Origin of the sequence: Rossellomorea aquimaris (assembly GCF_000935355.1) — a bacterium.
Lineage (GTDB): Bacteria > Bacillota > Bacilli > Bacillales > Bacillaceae_B > Rossellomorea > Rossellomorea aquimaris_B.
In genome coordinates this window covers 126,112-151,253 of record NZ_JXZC01000004.1, presented here as the reverse complement: position 1 = coordinate 151,253, position 25,142 = coordinate 126,112, and the positions used below count along the sequence as shown (strand labels likewise).

The window sequence follows — 25,142 nt, the reverse complement described above, 5'->3', positions numbered from 1 at the left end:
AGAATTACCTCCTGTTTTTGATTTGTATGAGGAGCCTTGAATGACAAGGCTCCCATCGTTTATAAGCTCGCTTCCACCGCTTCGGGCTCCCTGGAGTGTGATTTCCGTTGAGCTGAGCGATTCACGGCGTTTAAATAAGCCCGTGCCGATGCTTCTAATACATCCTGGGCGGTTCCTCGTCCACTAGTGTTTTCTCCGTTATATTCAAGTCGGACATATACTTCTGCAAGGGCATCCCGGCCCCCTCCGACTGAGTTGATCTTGTAATCTAATAATCTGGATGGACTCGGCAGGATCTTTTCGATTGTATTGTAGATGGCTTCTACACTTCCTGAGCCCGTTGAAGCGAGCTGGGTTACGCTGCCGTCCTCAAACTTCAATTCGATCGTAGCCGTCGGGATATTGTCCATACCATACTGGACCTGCATTCTTTCTAATGTAAACCCGACAGCTTCGGTCATTTCCGTTTGCTTATTCGTCAGGATACTGAAGAGATCTTCATCGACGATTTCCTTCTTCTTATCAGCCAGATCCTTGAATGCATGAAATGCTTCATTAAGCTTCTCATCCGAAAGCTCAAAGCCTAATTCAATCACCTTATTCTTAAAGGCGTGACGTCCGGAGTGTTTTCCCAGAACCAGGCGGGTTGCATTCACTCCAATCAGTTCAGGGGTGATGATTTCGTACGTTGTTTTTTCCTTCAGCATTCCGTCCTGATGAATGCCTGATTCATGAGCGAAAGCATTATCACCTACGACCGCTTTGTTAGCCGGTACTCTCATCCCCGTCAGCTTACTGACAAGAGAGCTTGTTTTCTTGATTTCATCCAGCTTCAGGCGGGTTGTCGCACCGTAAAAATCTTCCCTGATCCTCAGAGCGACTGCGATCTCTTCCAGAGCGGCATTCCCGGCTCTTTCCCCGATCCCATTGATCGTTCCTTCAATTTGATCGGCTCCGTTTTCAATGGCAGCCAGTGAATTGGCTGTGGCCATTCCCAGATCATCGTGACAATGAGCCGACAACTTTACCCCATCGATATTCGGAACATTTTCCCTTACGTACCGAAAGAGTTCTCCGTATTTATGAGGGGTGATATATCCTACCGTATCAGGAAGGTTAATGACGGAAGCCCCTGCTGCAATGACTCTCTCCATGATCTTTACCAGGAAATTCAAGTCTGTCCGGCACGCATCTTCTGCTGACCACTGAACAACCGGGAAAAATTTCTTCGCGTATTGAACGGCCTGGACGGCTGTATCGATAACCTGATCCGGTGTCATCTTCAGCTTATGTGTCATGTGAATGGGAGAGGTTGCAAGAAAGACATGCAGCCTTGGTTCTGCGGTTCCTTTAAGGGATTCCCATACCGCATCGATATCCCGCTGTTGAGCTCGCGCCAGCCCTGTAACAGAGCTGTTTTTGATCGTGGAACCGATTCTCTGCACGGCATCGAAGTCTCCTTTTGAAGCTGCAGGAAAACCGGCTTCAATGACGTCCACTCCGAGTCTCTCCAACTGCTTCGCTACCTCGATCTTTTCAATCGTATTAAGATTTACGCCCGCTGACTGTTCACCGTCCCGTAAGGTTGTGTCAAAAATCTCAATGGTTCGCACTCGCAACCACTTCCTTTTCTTTAGTAGAAGGTTTCTGTACAAATGGCATCATTTTACGAAGCTCTTTTCCAACCACTTCAATCGGGTGCTGACTTTCACGCTGGTTGATTGCGTTAAACTCCGGACGGTTCGCCTGATTCTCCAAGATCCATCCCTTCGCAAATTTCCCTGTTTGGATATCCGTCAATACTTCCTTCATGCGTGCTTTCGTTTCTTCGTTCACCACTCGGGGGCCTGAAACGAAGTCCCCCCATTGAGCTGTGTCTGAGATCGAGTAACGCATTCCTTCCAGTCCTTGCTCATACATCAGGTCAACAATCAGCTTCAATTCGTGTAAACACTCGAAATAGGCGACCTCTTTTTGATAGCCGGCCTCGACCAGCGTTTCGAATCCTGCCTTTACAAGGGATGTCACCCCACCACACAGGACCGCCTGTTCCCCGAATAGATCGGTTTCCGTTTCTTCCTGGAAGGATGTTTCAAGGATTCCGGCACGTCCGGCACCTACACCTTTCGCATACGCAAGGGCGAGTTCTGCAGCTTGACCTGAAGCGTCTTGGTAAACCCCAAAGAGTGCAGGTACCCCGGCTCCTTCTTCAAATGTCCTTCTTACCAAATGTCCCGGTCCTTTCGGAGCTACCAGGAATACATCTACATCTTCCGGAGGGACGACTTGATGGAAATGGATATTGAATCCGTGTGCAAATGCCAGTGCTTTGCCTGCTGAAAGTGCCGGCTTGATTTCTGCTTCATACACTTTCGGCTGATGCTCATCCGGCAGGAGAACCATGATGACATCTGCCTGTTCACTCGCTTCGCGGACGGAGTAGACATCAAAGCCATCCTTTACTGCCTGGTCCCACGACTTTCCTTTTCTCAATCCCACTACAACATCAAAGCCGCTTTCCTTCAGGTTCTGAGCATGTGCGTGACCTTGTGAACCATATCCGACAACCGCTACTTTCTTCCCTTTTAAAACCTCTTCATTCACATCTCCGTTATAATATACCTTTACCATTTCCCTCATCCTCTCCATTTTTTGAATAATAAGTTTTTTCAAAACGTGAATCCAGCAGCTTCTAGTTCACAATTGAATACTGTTTCAAATCTGTGACTGATTTACCATTTCCCCTGGCAAATGCCGTGATGCCGGTTCGGGCGATTTCTTTGATCCCATAAGGTCTTAACAAATCGATGATGGCCTCTATCTTGGATGTTTCCCCTGTGACCTGGACGGTTACGCTGTCTCTTGCCACATCAATGATGGCGGCCCTGAAGGGTTCTACGATTCCATTGATTTCGGATCTCGTCTGCCCTGTACTTAACACTTTGATGAGTGCCAATTCTCTTGCGACGACTCCTTGATCGGTGATGTCTGAAACCTTGAGGACATCAATTTGTTTATGCAGCTGTTTTAAAAGCTGTTCAATTTTGCGATCGTCTTCTACATTGACGACAAACGTCATTCTTGAAATCCCTTCGACTTCTGTATAGCCGACTGATATGCTTTCAATGTTAAACTGACGCTTTGTAAACAATCCGGTTACCCGGTTCAAGACACCGCTCCGATTATGAACGAGGGCCGTTACAATCCGTTTCCTCATGGTTTCACTCCTAACATTTCGTGTAATCCCTTCCCTGGAGCCACCATCGGGTAGACATTTTCCTTTGGATTCACCCAGCAATCAATGAGTACGGGTTCATCACTCGTTAAGGCTTCCCGTAAAACTGAATCGACTTCTTCCTGTGTTTTCACGCGATATCCTTTGATTCCATACGATTCAGCCAGTTTTACAAAATCAGGCTGTGTGGAGAACACCGATTGAGAGTATCTCTCTTCAAAGAATGTTTCCTGCCATTGTCTCACCATCCCGAGGGTAGCGTTATTAAGAAGGACCACTTTCACAGGAAGGTTCAGCTCTTTCAGGAGAACCAGCTCCTGTAGTGTCATTTGGAATCCGCCATCTCCTACAAAGGCGACCACCGTACTTGATGGGTTTGCCAACTGGGCTCCGATTGCTGCCGGGAATCCGAATCCCATCGTGCCAAGCCCTCCGGAAGTGACCCAATTATTAGGTTTTTTAAAGGAGTAGTATTGTGCCGCCCACATTTGATGCTGTCCCACGTCCGTTGTGACAACCGCTTCCCCGTTCGTCATTTCGTACACCTGTTCAATCAATCGCTGAGGAGAGAGCACATCGTGAGCCTGGTTATACCAGAAAGGATATTCCCTTTTATATGACTTAAGATGATGATGCCAGGCATCGAAATCAGGTTTTTCCGCCTCATGCTGAAGAAGTTTAGCGAGTGCCTGTTTCGCGTCTGCAACGATCGGAATCTGCGTTTCAACATTCTTCCCGATCTCAGCTGGATCGATGTCGATATGGACCACTTTGGCCCGTGGTGCAAAGGTGGCAAGATTCCCTGTTAACCGGTCATCAAATCTGGCTCCGATATTGATGAGCAAGTCACATTCATGGATGGCCATATTACTTGCATAGCATCCGTGCATCCCTGCCATCCCTAGAAACAGCGGGTGATCAGCAGGAAATCCACCTAAACCTAAAAGGGTATGAATGACAGGAAGGTCATATTGCTCTGCGAATCTCTTCAGTTCCTCTGTTGCCTTTCCATGAAGCACCCCTGCCCCGGCCAAGATGACCGGCTGCCTGGAAACCTTAATGGCATCCACCAATTTCTTGATTTGAAGGGGATTCGGGTATAAATTAGGCTGATACCCTGGTAAGTCCATTTCTACTTCGTGTACCGGATACGCTTGCTGCAGGGTCAAGTCTTTCGGAATGTCGACGAGTACCGGTCCGGGCCTTCCGGTCGAAGCAATGTGAAAAGCTTCCTTCACGATTCTCGGAAGATCCTTGATATCACGAACCTGATAATTATGCTTTGTAATCGGCATCGTGATGCCGACCACGTCCGCTTCCTGAAATGCATCGGTTCCGATCACCCCTGAAGCCACCTGCCCTGTAAAAACCACCAAGGGCAATGAATCCATCATGGCATCTGCAATCCCGGTTACGAGATTCGTGGCTCCCGGTCCTGATGTGGCAATGACCACACCCGGTTTCCCTGATACACGGGCGTACCCTTCTGCCGCATGGATTGCCCCTTGCTCATGACGGGCAAGTACGTGCTTGATCGGGGCTTTGTAAAGAGCATCGTAAATCGGCAAGACCGCTCCCCCAGGATATCCAAACAGAATCTCAACCTTTTCCTCCTTTAAAGCTTTCATGAGCATATCAGCACCGTTGACGTTTTCTGTTAGTGTCTGTGAAGCCGGTTCTGCCTCTACCTTCGCTCTCATTGCCTATCTCCTCCCTTTTATTAAAAGCGCAGGCGGCTTGGTCAGGCCCGACAAGCATAAGGCAAGGTCGCTGAAAAGGCGTTTTTTGCCTTTTTGGCGAGATTGACTTATGACCTCGAGGGACTAGCCGCCGGAGCTGGATATATTAAATGCGCAGGCGGCTTGGTCAGAGGCGACAAGCATAAAGCGAACATGCCGGAAAGGCGTTCTTTGCCTTTTTGGTATGTTTGATTTATGACCTCGAGCCTCTAGCCGCCGGAGCTGGATATATTAAAAGCGCAGGCGGTGAATCACCTGACTTTTTTCATCCACTTTCCCAAACAAAAAAGACCTTTCCACCCACTACGACAGAGTTCATCTTTCGCAGGGGCGAAAAGGCCTTCATCCTTTCCACGGTACCACCCTAATTCAGAGATAATTTGATATCATCTCCCTTTGCAGGCTGATCGGTTTCACCAGCCTTTGTTTTTGTAACGAGTAGCATCTACTCGATCGTTCCTACTTTTAGAGGTTCAGAACGATACTCAGAGGGGATGTCGGCATTGGATGTATTACTGGTTTGCAGCACCACCAGCTCTCTGAAAATACGATTTCCAACCCTTTTACCTCTTCAACGCTTTAACTATTCCGTTTTCAATATTCCACCTGTACTGGCTGACGTTACAAGCTTGGCATATCGTGCTAAGTAACCTTTTCTGATCTTCGGAGGGGGCTGTACCCACTCCTTTTGTCTGAACTGAAGTTCCGTTTCTGACACCATGAGGGAAATCGTTCGATTCGTCAGATCAATGAAGATGGGATCTCCATTTTCAACAACACCGATCGGTCCTCCTTCAGCAGCTTCCGGTGAGACATGACCGATTGAAATGCCTCGCGATGCTCCGGAAAACCTGCCGTCTGTCATGAGTGCCACTTTCTTTTCCAGGCCCCGTCCTGCAATGGCTGCCGTTGGTGCCAGCATCTCCGGCATTCCCGGACCACCCTTTGGCCCTTCGTACCGGATCACCACTACATGCCCTTCTTTCACTTCTCCACTTTCAATGCCTCGAAGTGCGTCATCCTGAGATTCGTATACAATCGCTTCACCCATAAACGTTTTAATGGACGGGTCGACTGCACCTACCTTGATGACTCCACCATTTGGAGCGATATTTCCGAAGAGGACGGATAATCCTCCGACTGGACTGTGGGCGTTTTCCTTGCGACGGATGACATCGTCATTTTGAATATGAGCATCTTGTACGTTTTCATAAAGAGACTTTCCTGTTACCGTGATTCGATCGTTGTGAACAGCCCCCATTTCACATAATTCTTTAATAATGGCGCTGACCCCTCCAGCATTGTGAACGTCCTGCATGGAGTAATCAGAGGCTGGGCTTATCTTGGATAAATAAGGTACTCGCTCTGCGACTTTATTGATCCGGTTGATGTCGTAATCAATTTCCGCCTCATTCGCAATGGCCAGTGTGTGAAGGACGGTATTGGTGGAGCCTCCCATAGCCATATCCAAAGCGAATGCATCGTCGATTGTATCTTTCGTAATGATGTCTCTTGGTTTAATATCCTTCTTGACCATTTCCACTAGATATTTGGCCGCATCCTTGATTAGCTGATGCCGCTCTTCAGAGGTGGCAACGATTGTTCCATTCCCCGGAGGAGCCATCCCGAGCATTTCCATCAGGGAATTCATGGAGTTCGCTGTGAACATCCCAGAGCATGATCCGCAAGTCGGACACGCATTGGCTTCGATATCAAGAAGCTGTTCAGCCGTCATCCTTCCTGACTGATGGGCGCCGACTCCTTCGAAAACAGATACGAGTGATAATGGCTTACCTTCGCTCGATACACCTGCTTCCATCGGACCTCCCGATACGAAAACGGATGGGACATTTGTTCTGACCGCTGACATGAGCATTCCCGGTGTGATCTTGTCACAGTTTGGAATGTAGAACACTCCATCGAACCAGTGAGCATTGATGACGGTTTCTGCTGAGTCCGCGATCAATTCCCTGCTTGGTAATGAGTACCTCATCCCGATATGTCCCATGGCGATCCCATCATCAACACCGATTGTATTGAATTCGAATGGAATGCCGCCGGCTTCCCGGATCGCTTCTTTCACCACCTGGGCAAATCCGTTTAAATGCATATGGCCTGGAATGATATCAATGTAGGAGTTACACACCCCGATGAATGGTTTTTCCAAGTCTTCAAGCTTCACTCCCGTAGCGTACAGTAAACTGCGGTGAGGAGCCCGGTCGATTCCTTTTTTGATCATGTCACTTCGCACGTCATCACCTCCAACTTAGCCAACTTGAGCATTTTGTTTGTAAACTTTTCTTCCATCCTGCGTGACATTGTTTCTGAACTCCTGCAATAATTGTGTTGTATACTTTCCAGGTTTTCCTTCTCCGATCACTCGTCCATCAACCTTTACAACGGCAATGACTTCTGCGGCTGTTCCTGTTAAGAACACTTCATCTGCCGTATACACATCATGACGGGTGAAAACTTCTTCCTTCATCTCGAATCCGAGCTTCTCGGCGATCTCGATGATTGCGTTACGGGTGATCCCTTCTAGGGCCCCTACATATCCAGGAGGGGTCAGGATCTTTCCTTTTTTGACAATGAAGATATTGTCCGCAGATCCCTCAGCTACATACCCTTGGTCGTTAAGCATTAACGCTTCACTTACACCAGCGAGGTTGGCTTCGATTTTTACCAGGATATTATTTAAGTAGTTCAACGATTTAACCTTTGGTGAAAGAACATCCGCGCGGTTACGGCGACTTGCTACTGTAACGATATCGATGCCCGTTTCGTATAAGCTTTTAGGGAACAGGGCTAATTGTTCTGCAATGACAATGATTTGTGGTTTTCTACAAGTAAATGGATCCAAACCTAAGTTTCCAACACCTCTAGAAATGACCACACGTATGTAGGCATTCTCTAGTTGATTCTTTTTCAATGTATCGACGATGATGTCGCTCATCTCTTCTTTCGATACTTCGATATTCAGCATGATTGATTTTGCAGAGTCATAAAGGCGATCAACATGTTCTTCTAGACGGAACACATTCCCATCGTACATTCGAATCCCTTCGAACACTCCATCTCCATATAGAAAACCATGGTCGTACACAGATACAACTGCGTCTTCCTTTTTTACGTATTGCCCGTCTAAGTAGATCCATTGTTCGTTCATGTTAATCATTCCTTTCCGGTGAGAATTTATTTGATTTTTTCGAATTTTATTTTCGCACTGAAGGACTATTTCTTCAGTTTGTTTGGAGCCTGTTGAACAGCAGGTTGGAATAGTTTTGGCTGTTGCCTCCTGCTGGCTCATATTTTTTTAATTGAGGACAATATTACTCCCGTTTTCCGGGAAGGTCAACAGGATTTTCGTAAATTTTTTGACTATTTAGATTTATCTGATTATAAGTAAACGCTTACATCTTTGTCCTTATAGAGTTTATTGGGAATAAAATTTTTTTTGGATTTTTTTATTTCAGTGGGTGAATAGGGGTTCAGTTTTCGACTTGGTCGCTATATGAAATATTTCGACAAAATCCCATGAGAATGGAGGTTTGGGGAGTTTTATCCTACGTTGTGAGGGAGTGGTTTATTCTCATTCACTTTATATAATTGAGAATATTTTTCTACTATAAAATATCAGATTGAATTTTTATTCAGCAGAAAATACAATCAGCAAAAAAGGACTGATTCAACTCACAGACGACAATCCTTACTATTTATTTGTTTTTCGGACTCCAAATTCCAACTTCAATCCTTCAACTTCCTTCTATTATCTTGAATATTTTTTCGCAGAAACAAATAATCCCCATAGTATGTCGTTCACCTTTATTAAACTGTATATAAATAAAAGAACCAATCCAAGTAACCCACAAGGTCTTGGACTGATTCTTTTTCTACACCCATGTAAACATATAATTTGGATCTTCGACATCTCTGGCTTTCTTGACGATTTTCAATGGTTTGAAGGTATCGATCATAACGGCAAGCTCCAGGGTTTCTTTTTTCCCGATACTGGCTTCCGTCGTTCCTGGATGTGGACCATGTGGAATCCCGCTCGGATGAAGGGTGATCGAACCTTCCTTAATTCCTTTTCTGCTCATGAAGTTTCCTTCGACGTAATACAGCAGCTCATCACTATTTACGTTACTGTGATTATAAGGAGCAGGAATCGATTCCGGATGGTAGTCGTATAATCTCGGCACGAATGAACACACAACGAAGTTATGCCCTTCAAACGTTTGATGTACAGGAGGCGGCTGATGGACACGTCCTGTGATCGGTTCGAAATCCTCAATGTTAAATACCCATGGATACAAATAGCCGTCCCAACCGACTACGTCCAGCGGATGATGATTTAACATATGTGAATGAAGAGCCCCTCTTGATTTCGTGATCACCTCAAATTCGCCTTCTTCATTTACGGTTTGCAATTCTTCAGGCCCCCGTAAATCCCGTTCACAAAACGGGCTGTGCTCCAAAAGCTGACCATATTCATTACGATAGCGGCGAGGTGTTGTAATCTGGCTAAAGGATTCAACAATCAGCATTTTGGTCTCTTCTTCAGGAACGACGCGATAGATCGTTCCAATCGGAATCACCACATAATCCCCTTTTCCATAGGAGATCGTTCCAAACATCGTCTCCACTTTTCCTTTACCGAAATGAATATATAGCATTTCATCTCCATCCCCATTGCGATAAAAGCTCTTCATTTCTTCTGTGACATAGGCGGTTCCGATCAACAGATCAGTGTTACCGAGTAAATATTCACGACTTTTTAAGGCACAGCCTTTTTTCTCCACTCTGTCCGTAAAGAAATGTCGATGACGAAGTGCACCTTCTTCCTCAAACTCCGGCATATAACTCCCTAAATAGTCCGTTTTCGCCACAGCCGTCGGCAAATGATGATGATACAAAATCGACTGTGTTCCCGAGAACCCCTTTGTTCCCATGACCTGCTCCCTGTAGAGCGTGCCATCGTCCTTTTTAAACATGGTGTGACGTTTGTGAGGTATTTTCCCCATTTGTCGATAATACATGGTCTTCCCCCTCTCTTCTGCTTGCAACTGTATTACGCAAAATTCCCAGACCGGCAATCTCTAATTCCACCACATCCCCTGGTTTTAACCAGGGATGTGTCTCAGGACCAAGTTCTAATATGCAGCCTGTTCCGACGGTTCCTGACCCAATGACCTCTCCCGGATAAAGGGTGACGTCTTTTGAGGCACGTTCGATCATATCAGCGAACGTATAATGAATATCGAGATAATTCCCTTGGGACAAGAGCTTCCCATTCACTTTGGCCGTCATGGACAGATCAAAACGGTTTCCTCTCCGATTAGACTCCAGTTCATCCCCCGTCACCAAATAAGGACCGAATGAAGTGGCAAAATCCTTCCCTTTCGCTGGCCCGAGACCGACTTTCATTTCATGTTTCTGAATGTCCCTTGCACTCCAGTCGTTCATGATAAAATAACCGTAAATATGATCTTCTGCTGTTTCCTTTGAAATGTTTCTGCCTTCTTTTCCAATGACGCAGGCGATTTCCAGTTCATAATCCAGCCACTCACAGTCAACAGGCTTTTCAATGTGCTCGTTCGGACCCTTCACTGCTAAATGATTGGTGAAATAAAATACAGGGACGTCATACCATTCCGGGACCACTTCAAGTCCCCTCCGCTTCCGTGCCGTTTTCACATGCTCTTCAAAAGCATAGAAATCCCGTATGCTGACAGGCCTCGGAATCGGCGCCTTTAGCGTGATATCACGCAAATGATACACTCCCTTATCTCCAGCAGAAAAGGGTCCGATCTCTTTTATCTTTTTCAATCCTTCTTCCCCAAGATCGATAATGGACAATATATCCTTAGGGAGAGTTCCTTGGCTAATGGCATGCAGGTCCGCTGCAAGTTCACCTTGAACGATACCTGCTCTTAATTCTCCTTCTTTTACAAAGCTAACAAGCTTCACTTGTCATCACCTTTTTCGAATCAATTCAAATGAATCGGATAATGGTTTGGTATACATTTGTCCAGCCAGTCTACCTACCGGCTTTAATTTCTCTGAATCTATTTTGCCGTCGTAATAGAGTTCGTCATCGATTCTTACACATTCTACCTTTCCGATCACGAGACTCCCTGCACCGGGATGATCGCCGAAGTGAAGAACCTCATGAAGAACGCATTCCAATTGAACCTTGCTTTCAAATACTCCTGGAGGCTTTACCGTGATGGACTCTTTCTTCGTCAGACCGACCTGTTCGAATTCATCAACGCCCGATTCATATTCAATGGCACAATTATTCATTTTGTCCACGAACTCTTCACTCACGATATTGATGACGAATTCCTTCGTGTTCTCGATATTTGTAAGGGTATCCTTTTTGCTGCCATCCTTTCCCTTTCTCATGGGAGAGAAGCAAACGAGCATCGGGTCGGCACAAATGGCCGTAAAAAAGCTGTATGGTGCAAGATTCGCATTCCCTCCTTCATCAAGAGATGAAACGAATGCAATCGGACGAGGTAAAATCGAACCAACCATTAATTTATAAGCGTCCTGCCACTGAAGGGTACGAGGTTTGATATCCATTTATTTCACCCCTTCACTTTGTAATATATCTTCCAATGCCTGTATGAACCTCTTGTTATCCCCTTCTGTTCCAATCGTGACCCGTACGGTCGTGGGGTACCCAAGAAGAGTTCCTGAACGGACAACCAGTCCCCTTTTTACAAGCTCATAGGAGACCGTGTCACCATTCAATCCGGTATCCACCATGATAAAGTTCGATTGAGAGGGGAAATAGGATACACCCAGACGGTCAAACTCCCCTTCTAAAAAGAGGCGACCCCGCTCGTTCTTATGGGTGCACTCTCTTATAAATGCCTGATCCTCAAGTGCGATGATCGCTGACTTCTGAGCAACCGTATTAACATTGAAAACATCTTTCACTTTTCGGAGCTGTTCGGCAACTTCTTCGTTCATGACCCCGAAGCCGACTCTTAAACCCGCAAGGCCATATATCTTGGAAAAAGTTCTGAGAACAATCAGATTTTCGAATGCCGACAGCAGCGGCAGGGTTTCTAAATAATCATCGGTTGTGACGTATTCCATATACGCTTCATCCACTACTACCAGGATGTGTGACGGCACGCTCTCGATAAACTGCAGTAGTTCGTTTTTACCGACGATGGTTCCGGTTGGATTATTAGGATTACACACAAAGATCAGCTTGGTGTTCGGAGTGATCTGGTCGTGCATCGCTTGCAGGTCATGGGTACCGTTGACTAAAGGAACGATAACCGGGGTACCCCCTTCTAAGGACACATTGGTTTGATACCTGGGAAATGTAACGTCGGCCATGATGGCTTCATCCCCGCTGCTCAAATAGGCTCTCGTCAATAATCGGATCACTTCATCCGAGCCATTCCCAAACACGAGCTGTTCCTTAGGCACGCCTAAAAATGTCGCTACCTTATGACTAAGGTCGACGGCAGCTCCGTCCGGATACAAAAACAAGTCGCTTCCGTTTTCTTTAAACCACTGCTTCACTTTTGGAGAGCAGCCATATATGTTTTCATTTTCTGATAGCTTTCTGATAGAGCTCAGACCATGCTCTTTCTGTAAGTCTGAGAGCGTTTTCCCCAGCACATATGGAGCGATATGTGTGACCGCTTCTCTTGTTTTGAACTTTAGTGTCATACATGAATCCCCGCCTTTCTCATGGATGAAGGGGGTTGACTCACGTGTTAGCTTATCTTCTCGTTCAAATATAGTACCCGCAGTGCGTACAATATTATAAGTAGAAGCAGCTAATCTCTTCATGAGTTAACCCCCTGACCGGTCCTTTGACCCCCGTTATATATGTTCTATCTATCTATCTATTTTTTATTTTTATAGGTTTCCTCTGCGTTCCTGCTCCCGCTCGATGGATTCGAATAATGCTTTGAAGTTTCCTTCTCCGAATCCTCTTGCACCCTTTCGTTGAATCACTTCAATGAATAGGGTCGGACGATCAACGATTGGCTTTGTGAAAATTTGAAGCAGGTAGCCTTCGTCATCACGGTCTACTAAAATATTCAACTCTTTGATTTTAGAAATCTCTTCGTCGATTTCTCCTACACGCTCTGAAAGCATGTCGTAATAGGAATCCGGCGTGTTAAGGAATTCTACCCCGTTTTCTTTTAAAATACCGACTGTTTTCACGATGTCTTCAGTTAAGATGGCAATGTGCTGAACTCCTGGACCACCGTAGAACTCAAGGTATTCCTGGATTTGTGATTTACGTTTTCCCTCGGCCGGCTCATTGATCGGGAATTTGATGCGACCGCCGTTATGCATGACCTTGGACATAAGGGCGGAGTATTCCGTTGTAATGTCTTCATTTGTGAAATGGCGCATTTCCTTGAAGCCCATCACTTTTTCGTAATATTCCACCCACTCTTCCATGCGCTCCACGTTTCCTACTACATGGTCGACAGCGATGATACCGGCATCTTCATTTTTAAGAGCGGAATCATACTTTTCAAAGCCTGGCATGAAGATTCCCTTATAATCTTTACGCTCCACAAGGGTATGGATTGTATCCCCGTATGTACCAATGATGGCTTTTTTTAGTTTTCCGTTATCATCTTCGAGCGTCGAAGGTGACATGATTTCAATCGCACCGCGGGACACCGCTCCAGTGTAAGCCTTTTCAACATCATCCACCACAAGGGCGATATCTTTAATGCCGTCTCCATGATGTTTCACGAATTGGGACACACGGCTTCCTTCGTGCAGGCTTCCTGTAATAACCAATCGTACTTTATTTTGTTGCAGTACATAGGATACTGTGTCGCGATTTCCTGTTTCCAGTCCTGAATAGGCAACGGTCTTAAATCCGAATGCTGTACAGAAGAAATGGGCGGCCTGCTTTGCATTCCCCGTATAATACTCTAAATAATCAACATCTCTTACAGGGAAGACTTCTTCTACTTTAACCTGCTTTTTTGCTACATTCTCTTGCATCTCAATCCCTCCATTGAACGTTAGTATATTCTGAATATTATATTAAATAGTTTTATAGAACTTCTCAAGAGCGGCTAGTAAAGCTTAAACGCTTCTCTGCGATGAAGTCACGACCGCTTTTTATCTCGCGGGCTCTTTTTTTCTGGGAGGCATATGCACGGCGTCCCCCTTTAATCCTTCGACCGCTTCCAGAAGACTTTCATTCATGTTTGGGTGGGGGTAAAGTGGAAAACGAAAGTCCTCATCTCTCGCTGCCATTTCAAGACCAAGTACCCCTGAGGTGATCAACTCGGCTGCTCCCATCCCCATTATATGAATACCCAGGATCAAATCCGTTTCACTGTCTGACACGACTTTCACGAATCCATCCTTCTCCTCTGTCAGCTGAGCGTACCCGTTTCCTCTGAGAGGGTTTTCACTTACTTTAACCGAATAACCTGCCCGTCCGGCTTCTTCCTCCGTCATTCCTGCGCATGCAATAGGAGGACTCATCTGCACCACCGTCGGCACAAACTGAAGATCTACTTCCACTTGAAGCCCAGCCATTGCCTCGGCTGCCGCCTTCCCCTGTTTGATCGCCTTGACTGCGAGGGACGGACCTTCCGTGACATCGCCGATCGCCCAAATATTCGGTATGGAGGTCCGTCCCTCCCGATCTGTCCGGATATAATCCTCATCGGTTAATTCAACACGGAGACGGTCAAGGCCGAGGTCTGATAGGTTCGGCTTAACTTTTCCGCTTGCGACAAAATGTGAGCCTTCGATTGAAACGACTTCTCCGTTCCCCCTGTCAAGGTTCACTGTGACTTTTGCTTCAGCTTGACTGGCAGCTTGCAGCGGAGAATTCTTGATTACATTGACCTTCTGCTTTTTTAACTGTCTGAACAGCTCTTTGGATATGGCAGAGTCAAATGGAATTTCCCCGTTCAAAATAAGGGTGACATGACTTCCCAATATAGAGAAAACAGACGCGATCTCTAGGGAAATATAATCGGTCCCATATACAATGAGTTCCTCTGGTATTTCCTCCAGCTGAAAGATTTCTCTCTCCTTTAGTACATGAATCGAATCAAATTCTATTCCTTCCGGGTAATGAAATTCACCACCGGTCGCGACAATGGCTTGCTTGAAATTGAAAAGGGAAAACTCATGGCCGTTTTCAACTCCAATACGGGATTCTGACAGGAAGGATGCAGAACCCTTGACGATTTCAACCTTATTCGCTCTGCACAGGGATTCTATCCCTGTACGAAGCTGGGTGATCTTTTTATTTTTATAGTGTTGAAGAGAAGAGAGGTTTGCTTCTACTTCCCCAAACTCCATCCCCATCTCCTTCAGGTGCTTCGTCTTTTTAAATTCTTGGGCAAAATGGGTAAAGACTTTTGATGGGATGCACCCTTTATTCAAGCAGGTCCCTCCCAGCTCTTCTCTTTCGATCAGGGTCACTTTCAGTCCTAAACCCGCAGCCCGGATGGCTGCATGATAGCCGCCCGGACCTCCCCCGATGACGACAATCTCTTTATCTTCCGTGATCTCTCCCACTACCATTTACATCAACTCCAAAAGCATGGACTCGGGCTGTTCAATCAAATCCCGTAATCGATTCGTAAACTTAACGGCCGTTCCGCCATCTACCACTCTATGATCAAATGACATAGACACATTCATCATTGAACGGACGACAATTTCATCTTTATCATTCACCATCGGACGCTTCTTCGTTTTATGGAAAGCAAGGAGGGCAACTTCCGGTTCGTTAATGATCGGAGTGGCTCCGATCGACCCGTTCAGGGGTCCTACGTTACTGATCGTGAAGGTTCCGCCTTTGATATCTTTCATCGTTAACTTGCCTTCCTGTGCGTTAACGGTCAGTTCCTTCATTTCCCTATGGATGTCCCTCATTGTTTTCAGCTCGACCTGTTTAATGACAGGAACGATCAGCCCTTCGTCCGTATCTACAGCGATTCCAATATTGTGATGGGACTGGATCTCGACACATTCCTCCTGTTCATTGAGGCGGGCGTTGAAGATCGGGAACTCTTTTAAACAGATAGAAATGGCTTTGATAAAATAAGCTCCCATAGAAATGGACCCGCGCCCCGCTTTCATGTTATCTTTCCAGGATAGCAGGTTCGTAACATCGATTTCTTCAAAATGGGTACAGTGCGGGATCGTTCTGAGTGACTGTGACATTTTAGATGCAATTTGTTTGCGTCTTCCCCGGAATGGAATCGTCATCGTGTCGGGTTCTTTTGATGCTACAGGAGTAACGGTTTTAGATTCTTCAACCGGCTGTGGAGATGTCTGACTTTCTCCTTTCATATAGAGGAAAATATCTTCATCAAGGATTCTTCCTCCCGCTCCGGAACCAACCACTTCTTCTAGGTTGATACCATTCTCCCTTGCTATTTTCCTCGTATACGGGGATGCAAGGATCCTTCTTTTCTTCATCACTTGCGTTGTTTGTGAAATGGAACGCTTGCCTAAGGACTGCTTCACGTGTTCTTGATCCATCAACAGAACCGTGGATCCCACTGGAATCGTTTCCCCTTCACTTACCGTAAACTCCTTGATCACACCTGAAAAAGGTGCCGGAATTTCCGCAGTCATTTTATCTGTTTGAACCTCTACTAATGGTTGATCGGCTTTTACGACATCTCCCACTTTTACAAGAAAGTGATTGATATTGGCTTCGGTCATGCCTTCCCCAATATCATGAAGCTTAACTTCCATGGACTCCCTCCTTATCTAATAGCGTGCTACTTTTTCCACTGCCGCTACTACACGTTTGCTGTCAGGCAGATAGAAATCTTCAAATCCGAAATAAGGAACAGGGGTATCGAATCCAGTCACCCGTTCAGTCGGAGCCTTTTGATATAAAAAGGATGTATCATTGATAATCGCCAGCACATCATTTCCGACTCCACCAGTGGCATGGGCTTCATGTACAATCACGGTTCTTCCCGTTTTCTGGACAGAACTTGAAATGAGGTCCTTATCCAGGGGATAGAGTGTCCTTAAATCAAGGACTTCGCAGGAAATGTCTTTACCTGCCGCTTCCTTAGCAGCATCCTCGGCAACCTTCACCATGGCTCCCCAAGCGATGATCGTGACATCTTCACCCTCTTTGACTACTTTTCCTTTCCCGATTTCCACCGTATACTTTTCCTCCGGCACTTCTTCACGGGAAGATCGATAGCATCTCATAGGCTCCAAGAAAAGAATGGGATCCGGATCTTCAATGGCAGCAATCAACAGTCCCTTCGCATCATACGGTGTTGCTGGACAAACAACTTTTATTCCCGGCATATGTGTAAAAAGCGCTTCTGTACTATCGGAGTGAATTTCAGGTGCTCTGACTCCAGCCCCATAAGGAGCACGTATCACCAACGGGCAGGTAAAATGACCAAGAGTACGGGAACGCAAGCGGGAAGCATGGGTCATGATCTGTTCGTATGCTGGATAGATGAATCCTAAAAATTGGACCTCAGCTACAGGACGAAAACCGTTTAACCCCATTCCAATAGCCGCTCCAATAAAGCCTGCTTCACTTAATGGTGTATCGAGAACCCTGTCTTCCCCAAATTCCTGTTGAAGACCGTCCGTTGCCCGAAATACCCCACCATTCGTTCCGATGTCTTCGCCCATTAACAGGACATCCTCGTTTTCTTCAAGCATCACCCTCATGGCGTCCGTGATGGCTTGAACCATCGTCAATGTCTTCATTTTTGTTAAGGTGCTCATTCTACTCACCTCTCCATAGCTCAAGGAGCTTTTCTTTTTGTTCCTGGATTGTCCACGTCGGAGTGGCAAACACATAATCGAAGATCAGACTCGGATCTGCGGCCGGGTAGGCTTCCAACTCCTCGACAGCAAGGTCCACTTCCTTCGCACATTCCTTTTGAACGGAAGTCATCCACTCCTCATCGAACCAGCCTCTTTGTTTCATGAATCTCGTTAAGCGTTCGACAGGATCGTTCTCCTTGCGACGGATCTCACTTTCCTGCTGATCACGGTACTTGGTCGGATCATCGGCGGTCGTGTGGGCACCATATCTCCAGGTCACGGACTCGATCAAGGTAGGTCCGTCCCCGTTCCTTGCTCGCTCCAATGCTTTCAACGTTTCAAAATAAACAGCAAAAATATCATTGCCGTCGATGCGTACGCTTGGAATGTCATACGCGATTGCCTTCTGGGCAATGGTTTTCGTTTTCATTTGCTTGTGCATGGGAACAGAGATGGCGTAGTGATTATTTTGATTAAAAAATACAACCGGGGCCTCCCAGACGCTTGCCAGGTTCAATCCTTCATGAAAGTCACCCTCTGAAGTGGCACCATCACCAAAATATACAATCGCTGCATTCCGTGTTCCTTTTCTCTTCTCGGCGAAAGCCGCACCCACCGCATGTGGAAGCTGAGTCGCTATCGGAATACCGGGAGTGAAAATATTCTTTCCTTCCGGTGGCACACACCCTTCATTCCGACCTTTCCAGAATAGGAGAATATGAAGCAGGGAATGTCCGAATGTCATGGTTGCGCCATGATCGCGATAGGACGGGAATAACCAGTCTTTATCCTTTAGGGCAAGTGCGCTCCCCACCTGGGATGCCTCCTGTCCTTCATAAGGAGCATAGGTCCCGATCCGGCCTTGTCGCTGCAGGCTCACCGCTTTCTTATCAAAGGTACGGATCCTGATTAAATGCCGATAAAATGTACGGACCAAGTCTTCTGAAATGTCCTTTTCATACCCGTCTTGAACCAATTGTCCTTTTTGATCCATCACCTGGACCAATTGAAATTCCTCGTTCATTTCATCACCTCTTGTGGTGCTTTTTTTTGTTACGGTAAACACTTGATTTACTATTTCATGTCCTGACCGACCATTTCGGACGTTTCGCGTGGGAGAAGAAGCTGTTTCTTCTTGTGCGTGAATGAATGCGGTCTTCACAGAAACGATTGGCTGCTTCGACTGTAGTCATGTGCTGGTTTTCTGATTGCAGATAAATATTCTGAAGGCTGTTATAGATGGCACTTGTTTTTTGGAGTACGCGTTCTTTGTTCGGTTCGTATAATTCGTCAGCCACTTGAATCAATCCGCCTGCATTGACGATGTAATCAGGTGCGTAAAGAATTCCTTTTTCATGCAGCTTCATTCCATGGGTCATGTCTAATAATTGGTTATTGGCAGATCCTACAACCGCTTTTACTTTTAGTTGATCTACTGTATGATCGTTGATGATCCCGCCGATGGCACACGGTATGAATACATCCGCATCAACAGAGTATATTTCATCCCCGGCTACGACCTTGATCGCCGCTCCCATACTTTTCGCCTTGGAAACCAACTGATCGATGGATTTCTGGCTAATATCCGTTACATAGAGGTCCGCTCCCTCTTCCAGTAGGCGCTCGGCTACCTTATATCCCACTTTCCCCAACCCTTGAATGGCGTAGCTTTTTCCATGAAGATCCTTTGAGCCCCACACATTTTGGTTGGTTGCCTGTAAGCCATAAATGACTCCCATGGCAGTCGGGACGGATGAATCCCCGCTGCCTCCATACTCTTCATTGACGCCCACGATACAGTTCGTTTCTTTCAAGGCATAAACAAAGTCATCAGGCGTGGTCCCCATGTCTGTCCCTGTATAGAATCGTCCGTTAAGGGATTCAACGAATTGACCGAAAGCCCGGAACAGCTCCGGATGTTTGTCTTTTTCGGGATCCCCGATAATTACCGCTTTTCCTCCTCCAAAGTCCACATCGGCCGCGGCACATTTGTAGGTCATTCCTTTTGATAAACGTAAAACATCCTCCAATGCTTCATCCACTGATGCATAAGGTCTCATTCGACATCCGCCCAGTGCAGGTCCGAGAGTGGTATTATGTATGGCGATGATGGCTTTGAGTCCTGTTTCTTCATCGTTGCAGAATACAACCTGCTCATGGTTTTGTATTTTTTGAAACATATCCATTTCTATTCCCCCCGCCGGCTCTCTATTTGTAACCGCTTTCACTTTTGTCGTTATGTTGGACACTAAAGCTTCCTCCTTTTACATTCTTATTCAAGAAGTACTCAAAACTAGTTTTCTTTTATTCTTTCTTTTATTTTTTCTTTAGGCAGGACGACTTGTTTTACTTCACCTTTTCCAATGAGTCTGTCATTCTCTCTATCTCTGACAGTCACTTCGGTTACGATGATATTTCGTTCATATTTAATAACGCTCGCTTTAATTTCAAGAGAGGAACCGGTTTTCGCCGGAGCCATATGCTCGACGTTCACCTTTGCCCCCATCCCTTCTTCGTGATCTTCCAAATAGGGTAGAATGATTTTTCTCGAAGCCCATTCCATGTGATACACCATTGAAACCGTTGAATACACGGGGTGAACCACGTTTCCTTCGAACTGGGCGTACATGCTGGGGGTTACTTCTGTTGTGACGACTGCCGTATGTCCTTCTGCTAATCCAGACTTCATTGCTTTCCCCCTTTAAACCAACAAATTATATATTTTTATATAACGTTAATTCAACGATATAATAACATTTTGTTTTATAAATAGTCAATAAATTGTTAAAATATTTAAAATATTATATTAATATAAGTTATGCAGAGGGACGGACCTATCGGCGAAGCCGAAGGTCCGTCCCTCACTCAAAAGCGGAGGTGGCTTGCCCAGAGGCGACAAGCATAAGGCGAACAGGCCAGAAAGGCGTTTTTTGCCTTTTTGGCCTGTTCGCCTTATGACCTCGAGCCTCTAGCCGCCGGAGCTGGACGACTCTCTTTTCCAGATAGACAATTAAAATCTTCCTAACACAAAAAAGCAACGGAACAAAGTCCCGTTGCTTTTTGTAGAAGGTTGTTAATCTTATGAAAGAAGTGCCCGGTCGCTGGCCAGTTTGCTTCCACGTATGCGTTGGAATTCGTGTAGAAGTCCCTCGACCGTGAGGTGCTTCTTCTCTTCTTCATTTACCTCTAAGATGATTTGGCCCTTATCCATCATGATCAAGCGGTTTCCAAGATCCAATGCCTGCTGCATGTTATGCGTCACCATTAGGGTTGTGAGCTTATACTTCTCTACAATCTCTTTTGTAAGGTTTGTAATCAGATCGGCTCTCGCAGGATCCAACGCTGCCGTATGCTCATCCAGCAGGAGGATCGAAGGCTCAGTAAATGTCGCCATCAATAGAGAGAGCGCTTGCCGTTCCCCGCCCGATAATAATCCTACCTTTGCGTTCAATCGGTTTTCTAACCCTAAGTGAAGAGTTTCCAGTACTTCTTTAAAAAACACTCTCCGTTTTTTGGTTACCCCCATTTTAAAGGTACGTGTACGATTTCGTGAATACGCCATGGCCAGATTTTCTTCTATCGTCATGGAAGGTGCCGTTCCTGCCATTGGATCCTGGAACACACGACCGATGAGCTTTGATCGTTTATACTCGGAAACCTTTGAGACGTCATGATCATCAATGAGAACATTTCCGATATCGGGCAGAAGCACACCTGAAACGATGTTCATCAATGTCGATTTCCCGGCTCCGTTACTTCCGATCACAGTGACAAAATCCCCTGGTTTCAGATTCAGCTGGATGTCATCAAGGGCGATTTTTTCGTCGGGTGTCCCCTCATTAAATACTTTGTGAATTCTATTTAATTGTAACACCGCTCTCACCCTTTCCATCTGTGATTGGAGCCTTGTTTATTCGTTCTGCCATTCGTTGAGCTTTTCGTTTCTTATCCTTGTAGCGATCCATCACTTTAGGCATCACAAGTGCAAGAATCACGATTGTCGCCGTGATCAGCTTCATATCCCCTGTTTCCAGGAAATCGACGCGAAGGGCCATGGAAACGACCAAACGGTAGATGATTGCCCCACCGATAACGGCTAAGGTCGTACGGGCAATCGTCTTGGTTCCGAATAATGCCTCACCGATGATAACCGAAGCAAGTCCGATGATGATCATCCCGATCCCCATTCCCACATCTGCAAATCGACTGTACTGGGCAATCAAGGCACCGGATAGAGCGACCATCCCATTCGAAATCCCTAAACCAAGAATGATCATCAGATTGGTATTAGCGGAGAAACTGCGAATCATCCGCTGATTATCCCCTGTCGCCCTTAAAGCCAACCCGATTTCTGTTTTCAAAAATCCATCCGTCAAAAATTTGATCACAAGGGTAATGATCGTCATGATAAATAAAATGCTCCAGGTTCCCGGGACAGGCTCCCCAAGTCCCACAGCCATCCACATTTTATTGAGAGCGGCATCGATCCCCAGTGGAGACCAAAACCCTTCCACTCCTGTAAAAGCAGTATCCTGACTAAGTAAAGGTACATTCGAACGCCCCATTATCCTGAGGTTGATGGAATAAAGGGCGATCATCATTAAAATCCCTGATAATAAGGCATTGATTTTTCCAAATGTGTGAAGCAATCCTGTTATACATCCTGCAACAAATCCGATGACAATCGCTGTAATGGTTGCGATGACTGGATTTACGCCACTGACAATCATGGTTGCTGCGACAGCGGCTCCTGTAACGAAGCTGCCATCGACGGTTAAATCAGGAAAATCCAATATCCGAAAGGACAGGTAGACTCCGAGGGCCATAATAGCGTAAATGATTCCAGATTCAAAGGATGCGAATATTGCTGTTGGCACGAATCATCATCCTTTCTTATTTCTCTTCGTAAAATTCCCCTAAATCAGACCATGCATCCTGGACTTCTACACCTTGCTCTTCAGCGGCCTGCTTATTGATCATTAACTTGAAGTTCTTTGGATACTCAACATTGATTTCAGAAGGTTTCTTTTCACCTTTTAAAATTTTTGCAGCCATCAGGCCCGTTTCGTAACCAAGATCTTCGTAGCTGAATCCACTAGCTGCAATCGCACCTTTTTTCATTGAATCCAGTTCACCCACAAATAAAGGAATATCTTTATCATTGGAGACACTGATGACTGATTCCAATGCCGATACAACCGTATTATCAGTTGGAACGTAAATCGCATCCACACGACCTACCAGTGATTCTGCCGCTTGCTTTACATCTGCTGACGTAGATACTGAAGCTTCAACAACTTTTGCTCCCTTTTCTTCAGCAAGCTTTTTCACTTCTTCTGCCTGTACAACAGAGTTTTGTTCACCAGAGTTATAAATAACACCTATATTTTTCGCTTTCATTTCATCTGTAATAAATGAAATCGTCTTAGAGATTGCTTCAGGATGAGTATCTGTGGTTCCTGTGATATTCTCACCAGGCTCCTCGAAGGACTTCACTAACTCTGCACCAACGGGATCAGTCACTGACGTGAACACGATTGGAATTTCCTTTGTAGCATTTAATGCGTGCTGAGCACTTGGGGTTGAGTTTGCAAAGATGAGGTCGACGCCATCACCAACGAAGTTCTTGGCGATCGTTTGTGAATTCGTAGGATCCCCTTGAGCAATTTGAACATCAAACTTCACATTCTTACCTTCTTCAAGGCCATTTTCAGCTAAAGCCTTTTTAAAACCTTCAAAGGCTGCATCTAAAGACGGATGTTCCACAATTTGGGTTACCCCGATAACATATTGTTTCTCACCATCGCCTCCACCTGAGCTTGTATCACTACCACAACCCGCTAAAACCAGCATTCCCAGCATCATTGAGATGACAACAAGTAATAAACTCTTCTTCTTCACAGAAATCCCCCTTTTTCTCTTCCTAATTTATGATCAGTAGTCTATTAGACTAGCAAACCCAAGTATGATAAAAATGATCATCAGCGTAAATACAACGTTATATTATCACTCCTGTCACAAAATAGTCAATAATATTCGGAAAATTTAAAAATTATTACTAGTATAGTCGGTATTGGCGGTGATTTCTAGAGGGATTTGGAGAAAATTTTCTGTGGTTGTGTGGATGAGGAGCTGAATCACTCCAATGATCCTGGATATTCAATAGTTTCGTACTATAGTTTTTCTACTTCTCATTCTTCTTTTCTTGCTGTTGTGCCGGAATCTACTAAACTTGTGCCACTTTCACCAAAACTTTTGCCAAATTGTGAAACACTACCATAAAAAAGACCCTTCCCCAATAAAGGAAAAGCGCCTTTCACATAATCTATTAAGATTCCACACCGCTGCCCGAAAGCTTCCTGAAAATCCCACGGGCATCATTCATCATTCTCTCTACCAGTTCCTTCACAGCCGGAACATCCGACACAAGGCCGGACACCTGCCCTCCGTTGATGAATCCCTGATCCAGCTTCCCTTCCAGTGCCCCGACACGGTGATAATCCTCCGAGGTCATTTGACTGAACTCTTCAAGGGCGACCCCCTCTTGTTCTTTTTGAATCAGTTGTGCAGCATAAGGCGTTTTCATGACCCTTCTCACTCTTCCGACAGAACGCCCGACGATGATCGTGCTATCATCTTTTGCTTCCACTAATGTAGATTTATAGTTCTCATGAAAAGGTGCTTCCTGTGTAGCAATGAACCGCGTTCCCATTTGCACACCACTGGCACCCAGAGCGAGCATGGAAGCGAGACCCCTTCCATCACCGATTCCTCCTGCCGCGACGACAGGAATGTCCACTGCATCGACGAGTTGTGGAATAAGGGCAAGCGTTGTCGTTTCAAGATTGGAGTTGATCCCGGCAGCCTCATAGCCTTCTGCAACGATGACATCTGCCCCGGCATCTTCCGCTTTCTTTCCCTGCTTTTTAGAAGCGACGACACAGATCACTTTTACGTTGTGCTCGTGGAAATAGGGAATCAGTGGGGTTGGATTTCCTGCTGATAAGGAAACGACCGGTATCCCGTGTGTCACCACTAAGCGAATCATTTCCTTCAAGTAAGGGGTGATGGAAATTGGGATATTTAGAGCGAATGGTTTACTGGTTCTTTTTTTCGTTTCAACGATGATTGTTTCCACTTCCTCCACACCCATGGTACCTACACCGATCGTACCGAGCGCCCCGGCTTCCGAGATGGCCGCGGTCAACGGGGCATTGCTGATATTCCCCATTCCACCTTGAATAATTGGATATTTTATATGTAATAGTTCGGTTAGGTTATTCATAAAAATCCTCCTTCGTTAAATTAATGTTATACTTTTTAGAATTGTTAGACAAGTACCCCCTCAAGATTCTCGAGGTCCGTCCCTCAAAAAAACC

The 25,142-nt window shown here is 45.7% G+C and carries 21 protein-coding genes and 1 other annotated feature; all 21 genes read right to left on the bottom strand.

The window, feature by feature from the left end; genetic code table 11:
- Positions 1-59 precede the first annotated feature (59 nt).
- The 21 genes from TV75_RS12640 to TV75_RS12540 all read right to left on the bottom strand — a co-directional run bounded on the left by TV75_RS12640 (position 60) and on the right by TV75_RS12540 (position 25,048).
- Positions 60-1,613 (bottom strand): 2-isopropylmalate synthase, encoded by a 1,554-nt coding sequence (locus TV75_RS12640; RefSeq protein ID WP_044339133.1) that lies wholly within the window; start codon positions 1,611-1,613, stop codon positions 60-62.
- Positions 1,600-2,631: a ketol-acid reductoisomerase gene (gene ilvC / locus TV75_RS12635; protein WP_044339132.1), complete on the bottom strand. Its 1,032-nt coding sequence runs from the start codon at positions 2,629-2,631 to the stop codon at positions 1,600-1,602. The genes TV75_RS12640 and ilvC overlap by 14 nt, the downstream gene beginning before the upstream one ends.
- 61 nt (positions 2,632-2,692) lie before the next feature.
- Positions 2,693-3,217, bottom strand: a complete 525-nt coding sequence (gene ilvN, locus TV75_RS12630; protein ID WP_044339131.1) for an acetolactate synthase small subunit — start codon at positions 3,215-3,217, stop codon at positions 2,693-2,695.
- Positions 3,214-4,935, bottom strand: coding sequence for an acetolactate synthase large subunit (gene ilvB, locus TV75_RS12625; protein ID WP_044339130.1), 1,722 nt, complete (start codon positions 4,933-4,935; stop codon positions 3,214-3,216). Before ilvB ends, ilvN begins: the two co-directional genes overlap by 4 nt.
- 362 nt (positions 4,936-5,297) lie before the next feature.
- Positions 5,298-5,558, bottom strand: a binding site (T-box leader).
- Positions 5,558-7,225 carry a dihydroxy-acid dehydratase gene (gene ilvD, locus TV75_RS12620; protein WP_044339129.1) on the bottom strand — a complete coding sequence of 556 codons (1,668 nt, stop codon included), beginning with the start codon at positions 7,223-7,225 and terminating at the stop codon, positions 5,558-5,560. (Overlaps the previous feature by 1 nt.)
- 15 nt (positions 7,226-7,240) lie before the next feature.
- Positions 7,241-8,140: a branched-chain-amino-acid transaminase gene (gene ilvE / locus TV75_RS12615; RefSeq protein ID WP_044339238.1), complete on the bottom strand. Its 900-nt coding sequence runs from the start codon at positions 8,138-8,140 to the stop codon at positions 7,241-7,243.
- Between the two features lie 724 nt (positions 8,141-8,864).
- Positions 8,865-10,010: a homogentisate 1,2-dioxygenase gene (locus TV75_RS12610; RefSeq protein ID WP_044339128.1), complete on the bottom strand. Its 1,146-nt coding sequence runs from the start codon at positions 10,008-10,010 to the stop codon at positions 8,865-8,867.
- Complete coding sequence (locus tag TV75_RS12605) at positions 9,958-10,941, bottom strand: fumarylacetoacetate hydrolase family protein (protein ID WP_044339127.1); 984 nt, start codon at positions 10,939-10,941, stop codon at positions 9,958-9,960. The genes TV75_RS12610 and TV75_RS12605 overlap by 53 nt, the downstream gene beginning before the upstream one ends.
- Positions 10,942-10,947: 6 nt before the next feature.
- Positions 10,948-11,559: a flavin reductase family protein gene (locus TV75_RS12600; protein WP_044339126.1), complete on the bottom strand. Its 612-nt coding sequence runs from the start codon at positions 11,557-11,559 to the stop codon at positions 10,948-10,950.
- The gene (gene hisC, locus TV75_RS12595) at positions 11,560-12,792 is read right to left on the bottom strand and encodes a histidinol-phosphate transaminase (RefSeq protein WP_367379313.1); all 1,233 of its coding nucleotides are present in this window, start codon (positions 12,790-12,792) and stop codon (positions 11,560-11,562) included.
- 69 nt (positions 12,793-12,861) lie between these two features.
- Positions 12,862-13,977 (bottom strand): 4-hydroxyphenylpyruvate dioxygenase, encoded by a 1,116-nt coding sequence (gene hppD, locus TV75_RS12590; protein WP_044339125.1) that lies wholly within the window; start codon positions 13,975-13,977, stop codon positions 12,862-12,864.
- Between the two features lie 120 nt (positions 13,978-14,097).
- Positions 14,098-15,525: a dihydrolipoyl dehydrogenase gene (gene lpdA / locus TV75_RS12585; protein WP_044339124.1), complete on the bottom strand. Its 1,428-nt coding sequence runs from the start codon at positions 15,523-15,525 to the stop codon at positions 14,098-14,100.
- Positions 15,526-16,710, bottom strand: a complete 1,185-nt coding sequence (locus TV75_RS12580) for a dihydrolipoamide acetyltransferase family protein (RefSeq protein WP_044339123.1) — start codon at positions 16,708-16,710, stop codon at positions 15,526-15,528.
- A 15-nt stretch (positions 16,711-16,725) separates the two neighbouring features.
- Complete coding sequence (locus tag TV75_RS12575; protein ID WP_044339122.1) at positions 16,726-17,721, bottom strand: alpha-ketoacid dehydrogenase subunit beta; 996 nt, start codon at positions 17,719-17,721, stop codon at positions 16,726-16,728.
- Position 17,722: 1 nt separating this feature from the next.
- The gene (gene pdhA, locus TV75_RS12570) at positions 17,723-18,787 is read right to left on the bottom strand and encodes a pyruvate dehydrogenase (acetyl-transferring) E1 component subunit alpha (protein ID WP_044339121.1); all 1,065 of its coding nucleotides are present in this window, start codon (positions 18,785-18,787) and stop codon (positions 17,723-17,725) included.
- A 55-nt stretch (positions 18,788-18,842) separates the two neighbouring features.
- Positions 18,843-19,949, bottom strand: a complete 1,107-nt coding sequence (locus TV75_RS12565; protein ID WP_044339236.1) for a Leu/Phe/Val dehydrogenase — start codon at positions 19,947-19,949, stop codon at positions 18,843-18,845.
- Between the two features lie 107 nt (positions 19,950-20,056).
- Positions 20,057-20,452 (bottom strand): thioesterase family protein, encoded by a 396-nt coding sequence (locus TV75_RS12560; RefSeq protein ID WP_044339120.1) that lies wholly within the window; start codon positions 20,450-20,452, stop codon positions 20,057-20,059.
- A 390-nt stretch (positions 20,453-20,842) separates the two neighbouring features.
- On the bottom strand, positions 20,843-21,637 hold the full coding sequence (locus tag TV75_RS12555) for an ABC transporter ATP-binding protein (protein ID WP_044339119.1): 795 nt from the start codon (positions 21,635-21,637) through the stop codon (positions 20,843-20,845).
- Positions 21,621-22,640: an ABC transporter permease gene (locus tag TV75_RS12550; protein ID WP_044339118.1), complete on the bottom strand. Its 1,020-nt coding sequence runs from the start codon at positions 22,638-22,640 to the stop codon at positions 21,621-21,623. Before TV75_RS12550 ends, TV75_RS12555 begins: the two co-directional genes overlap by 17 nt.
- A gap of 16 nt (positions 22,641-22,656) precedes the next feature.
- Positions 22,657-23,628, bottom strand: coding sequence for an ABC transporter substrate-binding protein (locus TV75_RS12545; RefSeq protein ID WP_044339235.1), 972 nt, complete (start codon positions 23,626-23,628; stop codon positions 22,657-22,659).
- Between the two features lie 463 nt (positions 23,629-24,091).
- Positions 24,092-25,048, bottom strand: a complete 957-nt coding sequence (locus TV75_RS12540) for an NAD(P)H-dependent flavin oxidoreductase (RefSeq protein ID WP_044339117.1) — start codon at positions 25,046-25,048, stop codon at positions 24,092-24,094.
- Positions 25,049-25,142 lie beyond the last annotated feature (94 nt).